The sequence below is a fragment of the Bradyrhizobium sp. CCBAU 45389 genome (genome assembly GCF_028128625.1).
Lineage (GTDB): Bacteria > Pseudomonadota > Alphaproteobacteria > Rhizobiales > Xanthobacteraceae > Bradyrhizobium > Bradyrhizobium liaoningense_B.
In genome coordinates this window covers 564,081-576,683 of the sequence record NZ_LBIY01000099.1, presented here as the reverse complement: position 1 = coordinate 576,683, position 12,603 = coordinate 564,081, and the positions used below count along the sequence as shown (strand labels likewise).

11 protein-coding genes are annotated in these 12,603 nt (G+C 66.1%); 8 read left to right on the top strand and 3 right to left on the bottom strand.

From position 1 onward, the window contains the following. The first annotated feature begins 17 nt into the window (after positions 1–17). The 7 genes from XH79_RS41895 (at position 18) to XH79_RS41865 (ending at position 6,918) form a co-directional block, all read left to right on the top strand. Positions 18–371: a RidA family protein gene (locus XH79_RS41895; RefSeq protein WP_271585523.1), complete on the top strand. Its 354-nt coding sequence runs from the start codon at positions 18–20 to the stop codon at positions 369–371. Between the two features lie 9 nt (positions 372–380). Then, entirely contained in the window at positions 381–1,607 is a 1,227-nt protein-coding gene (locus tag XH79_RS41890; protein WP_271585522.1) for a pyridoxal phosphate-dependent aminotransferase, read from the top strand. Beyond that, positions 1,604–3,265 (top strand): thiamine pyrophosphate-binding protein, encoded by a 1,662-nt coding sequence (locus XH79_RS41885; protein WP_271585521.1) that lies wholly within the window; start codon positions 1,604–1,606, stop codon positions 3,263–3,265. Before XH79_RS41890 ends, XH79_RS41885 begins: the two co-directional genes overlap by 4 nt. 3 nt (positions 3,266–3,268) lie before the next feature. Next, complete coding sequence (locus XH79_RS41880; RefSeq protein WP_271585520.1) at positions 3,269–4,534, top strand: NAD(P)/FAD-dependent oxidoreductase; 1,266 nt, start codon at positions 3,269–3,271, stop codon at positions 4,532–4,534. Positions 4,535–4,544: 10 nt separating this feature from the next. Beyond that, entirely contained in the window at positions 4,545–5,288 is a 744-nt protein-coding gene (locus tag XH79_RS41875; protein ID WP_018641179.1) for an aspartate/glutamate racemase family protein, read from the top strand. Positions 5,289–5,396: 108 nt separating this feature from the next. Further along, a complete protein-coding gene (locus XH79_RS41870) occupies positions 5,397–6,101 on the top strand; it encodes a GntR family transcriptional regulator (protein WP_271585519.1) in 705 nt (234 codons plus the stop codon). A gap of 37 nt (positions 6,102–6,138) precedes the next feature. Next, a complete protein-coding gene (locus XH79_RS41865; protein ID WP_271585518.1) occupies positions 6,139–6,918 on the top strand; it encodes an SDR family NAD(P)-dependent oxidoreductase in 780 nt (259 codons plus the stop codon). A gap of 58 nt (positions 6,919–6,976) precedes the next feature. Here the strand turns inward: XH79_RS41865 and XH79_RS41860 are convergent, their stop codons facing one another. Genes XH79_RS41860 through XH79_RS41850 form a run of 3 tightly spaced genes read right to left on the bottom strand, consistent with a single transcriptional unit; the run spans position 6,977 to position 10,747 of the window. After that, positions 6,977–7,771 (bottom strand): IclR family transcriptional regulator, encoded by a 795-nt coding sequence (locus XH79_RS41860; RefSeq protein ID WP_271585517.1) that lies wholly within the window; start codon positions 7,769–7,771, stop codon positions 6,977–6,979. 19 nt (positions 7,772–7,790) lie between these two features. Beyond that, the gene (locus tag XH79_RS41855) at positions 7,791–9,524 is read right to left on the bottom strand and encodes an FAD-dependent oxidoreductase (protein ID WP_271585516.1); all 1,734 of its coding nucleotides are present in this window, start codon (positions 9,522–9,524) and stop codon (positions 7,791–7,793) included. An 8-nt stretch (positions 9,525–9,532) separates the two neighbouring features. After that, complete coding sequence (locus XH79_RS41850; protein WP_271585515.1) at positions 9,533–10,747, bottom strand: ABC transporter substrate-binding protein; 1,215 nt, start codon at positions 10,745–10,747, stop codon at positions 9,533–9,535. A gap of 554 nt (positions 10,748–11,301) precedes the next feature. On the opposite strand from XH79_RS41850, the gene XH79_RS41845 reads away from it, so the two are divergent. Further along, positions 11,302–12,600, top strand: coding sequence for an MFS transporter (locus XH79_RS41845; RefSeq protein WP_271585514.1), 1,299 nt, complete (start codon positions 11,302–11,304; stop codon positions 12,598–12,600). Positions 12,601–12,603 lie beyond the last annotated feature (3 nt).

Genomic DNA, 12,603 nt, shown 5'->3' with positions numbered 1-12,603 from the left:
AGACATAAGGACAACCCATGTCGGATATCACCCGCATCGACCAGAACGCCCGCCGCAGCCGCGCCTCCGTGTTCGGCGATCTCGTTTTCCTCGCAGGGCAAGTTGCGGACACCAAGACCGCCGACATCACCCAGCAGACAAAAGAGGCGCTGGCCAAGGTCGACGACATGCTGGCGCGCGCGGGCACCGACAAGTCGCGCCTGCTCAGCGTGCAGGTCTGGCTCAAGAGCATGGACGATTTCGATGCCATGAACGCGGTCTATGATGCCTGGGTCGTGCCCGGCAACACCCCGACCCGCGCCTGCGGCAAGGTCGAGCTCGCCGATCCCGCCTACCGCATCGAGGTGATCGCGATCGCCGCACGCAAGTAAGGGCCAGCCGTGACTGTCCAGGCTCCCGCATCCGGCTTTCGGTCCGCCCGGCGCATCAGCGCGATCGGCGTCTCCGAGATCCTCAAGATCGGCGCGGTCGCGCAGCGGCTGAAGCGCGAGGGGCGGCCGGTGATCGTGCTCGGCGCCGGCGAGCCTGACTTCGATACGCCCGACCATGCCAAGGACGCGGCCGAGCGCGCCATCCGCTCGGGGCAGACCAAATACACCATCCTCGACGGCACGGTGGAATTGAAGGCGGCGATCGCCGAAAAATTCCGCCGCGAGAACGACCTCGTCTATGCCACTGACGAGATCACAGCCGGTGCCGGCGCCAAGCAGGTGATCCACAACGCCTTCATGGCGACGCTTAGTCCCGGCGACGAGGTGATCCTCGCCGCGCCCTATTGGACCAGCTATGCCGACATGGTGCGCATCGCCGACGGCACGCCGGTGGATGTGCCTTGCCGCGAGGAGAACGGCTTTCGCCTCGATGCCGCCGATCTCGAACGCGCGATCACGCCCAAGACGCGCTGGCTGCTGCTGAACTCGCCGTCCAATCCGACGGGCGCGGCCTATTCGGCGGCGCAGCTCCGTCCGATCCTGGACGTGCTCAAGCGCCATCCGCATGTCTGGCTGATGGCCGACGACATCTACGAGCACCTCACTTACGACGGCATGCCGTTCGTCACGGCGGCCGCGCTCGAGCCGAGCCTGAAATCGCGCACGCTGACCGTGAACGGCGTCTCCAAGGCCTATGCCATGACCGGCTGGCGCGTCGGCTATGGCGGCGGCCCGCGCGAACTGATCGCGGCGATCGCGGTGGTGCAGAGCCAGAGCACGACCAATCCGTGCTCGGTGAGCCAGGCCGCGGCGATCGCGGCGCTCACCGGCCCGCAGGACGTCCTTGTGGAACGCCGCGCCGCGTTCCAGCGCCGCAGGGACACCGTGGTCGATGCGCTCAACGCCATCGACGGCGTCAGCTGCCGCCGGCCGGAAGGCGCATTCTACACCTATGCCAGCTGCGCCGGCCTGATCAGCCGCCGCACGCCCGATGGCGTCTTGATCGACAGCGACGCGGCGTTCTGCCGCTTCCTGCTGGAGAGGCATGACGTGGCCGTGGTGCCGGGCAGCTGTTTCGGCCTTGCACCTTATTTCCGCCTGTCCTACGCCACCTCGGAACAAAACTTGCGCGAAGCCTTGAAGCGCATCGCCAAAGCCTGCAGGGAGCTGTCATGACCATTCGCAACACCCGCACCGGGGGCCAGATCCTGATCGACCAGTTGGTTGCTCAGGGCGTCGACCGCGTCACCTGCGTGCCGGGCGAGAGCTATCTCGCGGCGCTCGATGCGCTGCATGACAGCCCGATCGACGTCGTGATCTGCCGCGCCGAAGGCGGCGCTGCGATGATGGCGGAGGCCTATGGCAAGCTCACCGGGCGTCCCGGCGTCTGCTTCGTCACCCGCGGCCCCGGCGCCACCAATGCCAGCCACGGTGTCCACATCGCGATGCAGGACTCCACCCCGATGATCCTGTTCGTCGGCCAGGTCGACACCGGCATGCGCGAGCGCGAGGCGTTCCAGGAGCTCGATTACAAGGCGGTGTTTGGCTCCATGGCGAAATGGGCCGTCGAGATCGATCGCCCGGACCGCATTCCGGAGCTGGTCGCGCGTGCCTTCCGCGTCGCCATGCAGGGCCGTCCCGGTCCCGTGGTGATCGCGCTGCCGGAGAACATGCTGACCGAGACCGCCGCCGTTGCGGACGCCATGCGGATCGAGCCGGCGGTGAGCTGGCCGGCGCCTGCTGACATCGAGCAGGTCGGTGCGATGTTGGCGAGCGCCAAGGCGCCGCTGGTCATCCTCGGTGGCTCGCGCTGGACCGAGGAGGCGACCAGGAGCATCGCGCGTTTTGCCGAGCGGTTCGACTTGCCGGTCGCGACCTCGTTCCGCCGGGCCTCGTTGATCGACGCCGATCACTCGCATTATGCCGGCGATCTCGGCATCGGGCCGAGCCCGGGCCTCAAGGCGCGCATCGACAATGCCGACGTCGTTCTCCTCATCGGCGGCCGCATGTCGGAGATGCCGTCCTCGTCCTACACGCTGCTGGATATTCCAACGCCGAAGCAGAAGCTGATCCACGTGCATCCGGGCTCGGAAGAGCTCGGCCGCGTCTACCAGCCCGAGCTTGCCATCCAGGCAACGCCCGCTGCATTCGCCGCTGCCGTCGAGACGCTGAAGCCCGCGGGCGCGGTTGCCTGGAAGGGCGAGGCCGCCAAGGCGCACGCCGATTATCTCGCCTGGACCGACAAGGCGCGCGAGCTGCCGGGCTCGTTCCAGTACGGCCAGGTCATGACCTGGCTGCGCGACCGGCTGCCGAAGGACGCGATCGTCTGCAACGGCGCCGGCAATTATGCCGGCTGGATCCACCGTCATCACCGCTTCCACAGCTTCGCCGCGCAGCTCGCGCCGACCTCGGGCTCGATGGGCTATGGCGTGCCGGCCGGCGTGCTGGCAAAGCGGCAATATCCGGATCGCGTCGTTGTCGCCTTTGCCGGCGACGGCTGCTTCCTGATGAACGGGCAGGAGTTCGCGACCGCCGTGCAGTACGACGCGCCGCTGGTCGTGATCGTGGTCGACAATTCGCAATACGGCACCATCCGCATGCACCAGGAGCGCGACTATCCCGGCCGCGTCGTCGGCACCCAGCTCAAGAACCCCGACTTTGCGATGTACGCAAAAGCGTTCGGCGGCCATGGCGAGCGCGTCGAGCGCACCGAAGAGTTCGCGCCGGCGTTCGAGCGCGCGCTCGCCTCGGGCAAGCCGGCGATCCTCCACTGCATCATCGATCCCAGGGCGATCTCGGTCGGCAAGGACTTCACGCCAGCGGTGAAGGCGTAAGCGATGCCCGACGGCCGCCACGTCGCCATCATCGGAGCCGGCGCGGTCGGCGTGATCAGCGCCATCGAGGCGCTGCGCGAAGGACATCGCGTCACGCTGATCGATCCGGGCGAGCCCGGCGGCGAGCAGGCGGCGAGCTACGGCAATGCCGGCTGGCTCTCCTCCCATTCGGTGATCCCGCCGGCCGAGCCGGGTATCTGGAAGAAGGTGCCGGGCTATCTGATGGACCCGCTCGGCCCGCTCGCGATCCGCTGGTCTTATTTGCCGAAGGCGCTGCCCTGGCTGATCAAGTACCTGCTCTCGGGCTGGACCGCGGCGCGGGTCGAGAAGACGGCGTTCGCGCTGCGCGATCTCCTGAAGGATGCGCCGCTGCTGCACAGGAAACTGGCTGAAGAAGCGGGTGTGCCTGAACTGGTCGAGCGCAACGGCGTGATGCATGTGTTTCCGTCGCGCGGCAATTTCGACAACGATCTCGGCTGGCGCCTGCGCAAGAAGGTCGGCGTCGAATGGCTGGAGCTCAACGCCGACGAGATGCGTCAGCGCGAGCCGGACCTGCATCCGCGCTACACCTTTGGCGTGGTGGTGGAAGAGGCCGGGCGCTGCCGCGATCCCGGCGCTTATGTCGCCGCTCTCGCCAATCATGCGATCGCCGGCGGCGCCAAGCACGTGCGGGCCAAGGCGACCGGGCTGAAGCTGTCCGGCAACAAGCTCGTGGCCGTTCTCACCGAGACCGGCGAGATCGCTTGCGATGCTGCCGTCGTCGCGGCCGGTGCCCGCTCGAAGCGGCTCACCGCATCGGTCGGCGATCCCCTGCCGCTCGAAACCGAGCGCGGCTATCACGTCATGATCGAGAATCCGGAATCAGGTCCGCGCAGCTCGATGATGGCCTCCGACGCCAAGATGGTGGTGAACTGGACCAACAAGGGCCTGCGCGCCGCCGGCACGGTCGAGATCGCCGGCCTCGAGGCCGCGCCGAACTGGAAGCGCGCCGAGATTTTGCGCAACCACCTTCTCGGCATGTTCCCGAAACTGCCGAAGGACATTCCGGCCTCGCGCATCAAGACCTGGTTCGGCCATCGGCCGAGCATGCCGGATGGACTTCCCTGCATCGGCCACGCACGCGCCTCGCGCGACATCGTCTACGCCTTCGGCCACGGCCATGTCGGCCTGGTCGGCTCGGCCCGCACCGGCCGTCTCGTCGCGCAGCTTCTGAGCGGCAAGCAGCCGGAGATTCCGCTCGCGCCGTTCGCACCCAATCGCTTCCTCTGAGATCGCACCCATGACCTATCCTGCCAACTCGCCTTCTCGTATTGCCCGCGGCGGCAAGGCCGTCTATGGCGCGCCGCTCGGCATTCTGATGCTGGAAGCGCGCTTCCCCCGCATCCCCGGCGACATGGGCAACGGCACGACCTGGCCGTTCCCCGTGCTCTATCGCGTGGTGAGCGGCGCTTCGCCGGAGAAGGTGGTGCTGAAGGGCGCGGCCGGCCTGCTGCCCGATTTCATTGATGCCGCGAAAGACCTGGTGCGGCTCGGGGCGGAGGCCATCACCACCAATTGCGGCTTCCTCTCGCTGTTCCAGAAGGAGATCGCCGCCGCCGTCGGTGTGCCTGTCGCGACCTCATCGCTGATGCAGGTGCCGTGGGTGCAGGCGACCCTGCCGCCCGGCAAGCGCGTCGGCCTCGTCACGGTGTCGGGCTCGACCTTGACGCCGGCCCATCTCGAAGGCGCCGGCGTGCCGCTCGACACGCCGCTGGTCGGCACCGAGCACGGCAAGGAGTTCTTCCGCGTCCTGATCAAGGCCGAGAAGGACGACATGGACATCGCACAGGCCGAGCGAGACGTGGTCGAGGCCGGCAAGGAGCTCGTTGCCAAAAATCCCGACGTCGGCGCCATCGTGCTGGAATGCACCAACATGCCGCCTTATGCGGCGGCCTTGCAGGCCGAGGTCGGCTTGCCGGTCTACGACATCTATTCCATGATCACCTGGTTTCATGCTGGACTGCGTCCGCGCGCCTTCGCCTGATTCCTTCTGTCGCAAAGCTCTAGACAAGCTCTGCTAAACTCCGGTTTGCATTGCCATTGTCCACTTTAGCCCGGTATATTGGGCTGTGTTCGGGCATGAATGCAGCTGATGATGAGCAACGTGGAACTGGCTTCCGACAGTATCGTCGATCGCGTCTATGAACAGCTCAAGGCGATGGCCGTGAGCTACGAGTTCAAGCCGGGCGAACGGCTCAACGAGGGCGAGCTGGCCAAGCGCCTCGGCGTCAGCCGCACGCCGCTGCGCGAGGCGCTCAACCGCCTCAACACCGAAGGCTTCCTGCGCTTCACACCGGGCAAGGGCTTCTTCTGCCGCGAGCTCGACGCGCACGAGATCTTCGATCTCTACGAGCTGCGCAAGTCGATCGAGGTCGCCGCGATCCGCCTCGCCATCAAGCGCGCCAGGGACGAGGATATCGACGCGCTGCTGAAATTCCTCGAGGCCACCGGTCCCGATCCCGGCGAGCGCACCTCGGTGGAACTCGTCGAGCTGGACGAGACCTTCCACGAGCGGCTGATGGGCATGTCGAACAATGCCGAGATGCTGCGCGTGCTGCGCAACGTCAATGCCCGCATCCGCTTCGTGCGCTGGATCGACATGGACCGCATCAACCGCTCCAACACCCAGGCCGAGCACCGCGCGGTGGTCGAGGGCCTGAAGGCGCGCAATGAAGAGGCCTGCGTGTCGGTGCTGGAAAAGCACATCGACCGCCGCCTCGATCGCATCACCGCCGCGATCAAGGAAGGCTACGCGCAGATCTACATGCCGGCCACGGCGCGAACGGCGGCGAATTGACGCCCGACACGGCGTCCTGTTTTCGGGAAGCGCACGGATGAAGCTCAAGGACAAGGTCGCCGCCATCACCGGCGCGGCGCGCGGTATCGGCAAGGCCTGCGCCAAGAGATTTTTGGATGACGGCGTCAAGGTCGTCATCTCGGATGTCGATGCCGAGGGGCTTGCCGCGACGGCCGCCGAGCTGGGGCGGCCGGATGCGCTGCGCACCGTCGTCGGCAATGTCGCCAGGCGCGCGGACGTCGACCAGCTCGTTGCGACCGCCGTGAAGGAGTTCGGCCGGCTCGATATCATGGTCAACAATGCCGGCGTCGCCCGCAACCGGGACATCCTCGAGATTACCGAAGAGGAATTCGACGAAGTCATCGGCATCAATCTGAAGGGCGCGTTCTTCGGCGTGCAGGCGGCGGCGAAGCAGATGATCGCGCAGGGCGGCGGCGGGGTCATCATCAACATGTCCTCGGTCAACGCGCTGCTGGCGATCCCGGCGCTTGCGACCTACGCGATGTCGAAGGGCGGCATGAAGCAGCTGACGTCGGTCGCGGCCGTCGCGCTCGCCCCGCACAACATCCGCGTCGTCGCGGTCGGGCCGGGCACGATCCTGACCGACATGGTGGCGTCCTCGATCTACACCTCGGAAGATGCGCGCAAGACCGTGATGTCGCGCACGCCGGCCGGCCGGGGCGGCGAGCCGAGCGAGGTCGCGGCGGTCGTGGCGTTCCTTGCCAGCGACGATGCATCCTACATCACCGGGCAGACGATCTATCCGGATGGGGGCCGGCTCATCCTGAACTACACGGTGCCGGTGAAGGAGAAGTAGGGCGCGAGGTCGCTCCACGCCTTCGATGTCGTCCTGGCGAAAGCCAGGACGACTCGAATCACTCCGCCGCAACCGTCATCCCATGGCCCAGCCGCTTCGAAATGCCGCCGGCGCAGTTGCGCAGCGCATGTGCGATCGGGCTGTCCCATCGCGCATCAAAAGTGCCTTCCGGCCCCATCGCGGTGATGACCAGCGCCACGTGGCCGGCATGGTCGAACACCGGTGCCGAGAACGCGTTGACGCCGGGCAGGGGATCGCCGAGCGCGCGGGCGAGGCCGTGCTTGCGGACCTCGTTCAGCATCTCGGCGACCTTCGCGCCTTTCACCGCCCGCTTCGGATTGTAGCCGACGCCGTGGCGGTCGAGGCCGCTTTCGAGTGCGGCACTGATGGTCTTCTCCGGCAGGAAGGCCGCAAACGCACGGCCGGTCGCAGTCTCCAGCAGCGCCATCACTGAACCCGCGCGCATCACGATATGCACGGGCTGGCCCGGTTCTTCGAGCTGCACCACGGTCGGGCCATGCGTGCCCCAGACCGCCAGCGAGACCGCGTGCCCGATCTGGCTCGCAAGCGCAGCGATCCTGGGACCCGCGATGCGCACGCCAGACAGACGGCGCAGGCTGATCAGGCCGAGCTCCAGTGCCAGCGCACCGATCTCGTAACGGCCGGTGGTCTCGTCCTGCTCGATCAGCCCGATGCGCGAGAAGCTGGCGAGATAGGGATGCGCTTTGGCCGGCGTCATGCCGGCCTCGCGCGCGAGATCGCGCAGCATCATCGGCTCGCCGCTGCGGGCGAGAGCGCGGAGCAATTCTCCGCCGACCTCGATCGACTGGATGCCGCGGCTTTCTCTCTTCATGCGCCTCCTGGCGTCGCGCTTACGCCGCGTCGCGCCTCGCGGCGCTGTCGGCGAGATGACGGCCGGCAATGTAGCCGAAGGTCAGCGCCGGCCCAAGCGTGATGCCGGCGCCGGGATAATTGCCGCCCATGATGCTCGCCATGTCATTGCCGGCGGCATAGAGGCCGGGAATCACCCGGCCCTCGGCGTCGAGCGCGCACGCGTTTTCGTCGGTGACGATGCCGGCATAGGTGCCGAGATCGCCGATCACCATCTTGACGGCGTAGAACGGGCCGTTCTCGATCGGGGCAACGCAGGGGTTGGGGCCGTGCAGCGCGTCGCCCTGATAGCGGTTATAGGCTTTTGAACCCTTGCCGAAGGCGGCATCCTGGCCTTGCGGCGCCGTCGCATTGAATTGCTTGACGGTCTCGACGAATGCCTTTGCGTCGATACCGGCTTTCGCCGCCAGAGCTTCAAGCGTGTCGCCGCGCATGAGGTAGCCGGTATTGAGGTGATGACCCGTCGGCATCGGGAAGGGCGGCACGCAGCCGAGGCCGTATTTGCGCAGCGTCGGGTGATCGCAGACGAGATACGCTGCGATCTCCTCGCCGGGTTTTGCGGCCTTGATCATGGCCTGGACGAAGTCGTGATAGGAATTGCCCTCATTGGCGAAGCGCCTGCCGTCGCGCATCACCGCGATGACGCCGGGCTTGGCGCGGTCGATGAAGTGCGGCATCACGCCCTTCGAGCCGTCCTTGCGCGTGGTCAGCGACACCGGCACCCAGGCTGCCGCGTTCGGCAGGCGATCCTCGATATGCCCGCCGGCGCTTTCCGCAAGCCGCAGGCCGTCGCCGGTATTGCCGGTGGGGCCGGGCGAAAAGTGCTCCTTGCCGGTCGGTGCGTGCGGGAACATCTTCTTGCGACGTTCGACATCGTGCGGGAAGCCGCCGCAGGCGAGCACGACCCCCTGTCGCGCGCGAACACGCACCTCGCGGCCCTCGCGGACGACGATGGCGCCGGTGACTGCGCCGTTCTCGACCGTCAGCTCGCGCACCGGGGAGGACAGCCACATCGGAATCTTCAGATCCTGCGCGGACTTCGCGAGGCGTCCTGCGAGCGCATTGCCGTTGGTCAAGGTCATGCCGCGGCCATAGCGGAGCACGTCCATCAGGTGCCGCGACAGTCGCTTGGCGACATAGACCGCCGAGGTCAGCGATTTCGTCGCGCGCATGAAATGGACGATGTCCTTGCCTGACCCCAGCATCATGCCGAATACGGTGAGCTCGGGGAGCGGCATGCCCAGCGTCTTGATCTGGTCGCCGAGCTCGCGGCCGTCGAACGGACGGGCCACCATGGAGCGGCCACCCTGCGTGCCGCCCGGCGCCTCGGAGTGGTAGTCGGGAAAGACCAGCGGCATGTCGAAGCGCAGCGCGGTCCTGGTGGTGAAGAAATCAACGGCCTCGGGGCCGGCGTTCAGGAAGGCATCGACCCGCGCGGCGTCGTAATTGTTGCCGGCTTCGTGCCGCAGGTAAGTTCGCGCCTGCTCGGGCGTTTCCTCGATGCCATAGGCCTTCGCCAGCGACGTGCCGGGAATCCACAGCCAGCCGCCGGAGCGGGCGGTGGTGCCGCCGAAGCGCGGCTCCTTCTCCACGATCAGCACGTTGAGCCCGCGAGAGCGCGCGGTGATCGCGGCCGACATGCCGGAGCAACCCGATCCGGCCACGAGCACGTCGCACTCGTAAGTCTCAACTGCGTTGTGCTCGCTGCCGGTCATCGCTCACCTCACTTCTTCAGAAGCGGACATTTGGACTCCGAGACCGGGCGAAAGGCGTCCTCGCCCTTCACGGTCTTGACGATGTCCAGATAGTCCCACGGTTCCTTCGACTGCTCGGGTGACTTCACCCTGGCCAGATACATGTCGCGAATGACGCGGCCGTCCTCGCGCAACTTACCGCCATGGACGAAGATATCCTCGATCGGCAGTTCGCGCATCTTGGCCATTACCTTGGCGGGATCGTCGGTGCCGGCGGCCTTGATGCCCTTGAGATAATGCAGCACCGAGCCGTAGACGCCGGTGTGGATCATGGTCGGCATCACCTTGGTGCGCTCGTAGAACTTCTTCGACCAGGCGCGGGTTGCCTCGTCCATGTTCCAGTACGCGGCCGTGGTCATGTAGGTGCCCTGCGCGGCCTTGAGGCCGATCGCGTGCACGTCGGTGTCGAACATGAGGAGGCCGACCAGCTTCTGGCCGCCCTGGACGAGGCCGAACTCGCCGGACTGCTTGATGGCGTTGTCGGTGTCCTGGCCGGCATTGGCGAAGGCGACCACGTCGGATTTCGAGCTCTGCGCCTGCAGCGCGAAGGAGGAGAAGTCGGCGGTATTGGTCGGATGCTTGACGCCGCCAAGTACCTTGCCGCCCATCTCGTTGATGAAGCGCGTCGCGTCCTTCTCGAGCTGCTGGCCGAAGGCGTAGTCCGCCGTGATGAAGTACCAGGACTTGCCGCCTTCCTTGATCACGGCGGACGCCGTCACCTTGGACAGCGCATAGGTGTCGTAGGTGAAGTGCACGGTGTTCGGGCTGCACAGCTCGTCGGTCAGCGAGCTCGCGCCGGGGCCGGAGAGCAGCGCGATCTTGCTCCGCTCGCGCACCATGTTGTGCACGGCGATCGCGATGCCGGAATTGGGGATGTCGACGACGGCATCGACCTTGCCGTTGTCGAACCAGCCGCGCACGATCTGCACGCCGACATCGGTCTTCATCTGGTGGTCGGCACTGATGATCTCGATCGGCTTGCCGAGCACCGTCGGCCCGAACTCCTCCACCGCCATCTTCGCGGCCTCCACAGATCCCGGCCCGCTGTTGTCGCGGCCCCAGCTCGACAGGTCCGTCAGCACGCCGATCCGCACCGCGTCGTCGGAGACTTGCGCAGTCGCGGCTGTTGTCATGGCAGCCGAGGTCATGGCCGCGAGCATGGCGCAGGCCAGAAAGCCTCTCATCGTCGTTCCCTCACTTTTATGGGCCGCTTGTTGTGGCCGTTGCTCTGGCGATAAATTAGATATTGGCAAATGAATTTGTCAATGGCGAATAGAGGGGTGAGGCGGGTTCCACGGGGCGGCGGCTTGGAGCGGTGAGTTGGAATGTCGGTGCCCAATACGCGGTGTCGTCCTGGCGAAAGCCAGGACCCATAATCACCGCAGGCTGTTGTTTCGGACGCTTTAGCCGCAGCGCGTGTTTGATAACGCTGACCGGGGTAATGGGTCCTGGCTTTCGCCAGGACGACGATGAATGGGCAGAGTGCCAAACTGGTTCACCAACCGTCATTGCGAGCGCAGCGAAGCAATCCAGAGTCTTTCCGCAGAGGCAGTCTGGATTGCTTCGTCGCATCAGCGCAAAATTGCTGCGCAATTTTGTCGCGATCTCCTCGCAATGACGGGCGTTGCGAAGCGGCCCACAAATCTCTCGCTGTTATCCTGTGAGAGCCTTCACCTCCGCAGGTTGCAACCCTCCCTGCGATTGGCCATGATGCCATCCGGAATTTTTGGGGCAGGGCATGACGGCAGCAACGGGGGTCTCCGCGGCGACGGAGAGATCGACGACGGCGCATGTGGTGTGGGCGAGCGCGCTCGGCACCGCGATCGAGTGGTACGACTTCCTGATCTACGGCACGGCCGCTGCGCTCGTCTTCAACAAGCTGTTCTTTCCGAGTTTCGATCCGTTCGTCGGCACGCTGGTCGCGTTCTCCACCTACGCGGTCGGCTTCGTGGCGCGGCCGATCGGTGGCGCGATCATCGGGCATTACGGCGACCGGCTCGGCCGCAAGACGATGCTGGTTGCGACCATGATCGCGATGGGGCTCGGCACCTTCCTGATCGGCTGCCTGCCGACCTACAGCCAGATCGGCGTCTGGGCGCCGATCCTGCTGATCGCCTTGCGCTTCGTCCAGGGCATCGGGCTCGGCGGCGAGTGGAGCGGCGCGGTCGTGATGGTGATCGAGCATGCCGGCAACCGCCGCGGCTTCTACGGCAGCTTGGTGCAGATCGGCTTTCCCGTCGGCGTTGCCGCCTCCACCGGCATCTTTGCCCTGATGACCAAGCTGCCCGAAGCCGATTTTCTGAGCTGGGGCTGGCGCGTGCCGTTCCTGATCAGCATCCTCTTGGTCGGCATCGGCTTCATCGTGCGCTTGCGGCTTGCGGAGACGCCGCATTTCAAGGAGGTGGTCGAGCGCAAGGAGGTGCTGGCGCAGCCGGTGCTCGAAGTTCTTCGCCGCGACTGGCGCAGCTTTCTGCTCGCGATCGGCATCACGGTCTCGGAGGTCGGGCTCGCTTATCTGCTCACCGTCTTCACCGTGGTCTATGCCACGACCAAGCTCGGGCTGCCGCGCCAGGTGATCCTGGATGCGGTGGTCTATGCCGCGATCGTCGAGTTCGCGACGCTGCCGCTTGCCGGCTGGCTCTCCGATATCTTCGGCCGCAGGGCGCTGTATCTCGCCGGCGGCGTGTTCTCGGTGGCGCTGGCGTTTCCGCTGTTCTGGTTCCTCGACACCAGGGAGCCGGCACTGATCACGCTCGCGCTCGTCGTCACGATGACGCTGACCCACGCGTTGCTGTTCGGGCCGAAGGCTGCGTTCATGCCGGAACTGTTCCGCACCCAGGTGCGCTACAGCGGGGCATCGCTCGGCGCCAATGTCGCGGCCGCGCTGAGCGGCGGTTTCTCGCCATTGATCGCAACCGCACTGCTGGCTTGGGCGGGATCCTACTGGGCGGTGTCGGTGTATATCATCGGGCTCTCGATCATCACGATCATCGCGACCTTGCTGGCGCCGGAGACGGCGCGCGACGCTCTGAAATAGCAG

Bases quoted from the DNA above. Each gene is read 5' to 3' on its own strand.
- XH79_RS41895 (WP_271585523.1), top strand. From the start codon at position 18: ATGTCGGATATCACCCGCATCGACCAGAACGCCCGCCGCAGCCGCGCC.
- XH79_RS41885 (WP_271585521.1), top strand. From the start codon at position 1,604: ATGACCATTCGCAACACCCGCACCGGGGGCCAGATCCTGATCGACCAG.
- XH79_RS41880 (WP_271585520.1), top strand. From the start codon at position 3,269: ATGCCCGACGGCCGCCACGTCGCCATCATCGGAGCCGGCGCGGTCGGC.
- XH79_RS41875 (WP_018641179.1), top strand. From the start codon at position 4,545: ATGACCTATCCTGCCAACTCGCCTTCTCGTATTGCCCGCGGCGGCAAG.
- XH79_RS41870 (WP_271585519.1), top strand. From the start codon at position 5,397: ATGATGAGCAACGTGGAACTGGCTTCCGACAGTATCGTCGATCGCGTC.
- XH79_RS41865 (WP_271585518.1), top strand. From the start codon at position 6,139: ATGAAGCTCAAGGACAAGGTCGCCGCCATCACCGGCGCGGCGCGCGGT.
- XH79_RS41860 (WP_271585517.1), bottom strand. From the start codon at position 7,771: ATGAAGAGAGAAAGCCGCGGCATCCAGTCGATCGAGGTCGGCGGAGAA.
- XH79_RS41855 (WP_271585516.1), bottom strand. From the start codon at position 9,524: ATGACCGGCAGCGAGCACAACGCAGTTGAGACTTACGAGTGCGACGTG.
- XH79_RS41850 (WP_271585515.1), bottom strand. From the start codon at position 10,747: ATGAGAGGCTTTCTGGCCTGCGCCATGCTCGCGGCCATGACCTCGGCT.
- XH79_RS41845 (WP_271585514.1), top strand. From the start codon at position 11,302: ATGACGGCAGCAACGGGGGTCTCCGCGGCGACGGAGAGATCGACGACG.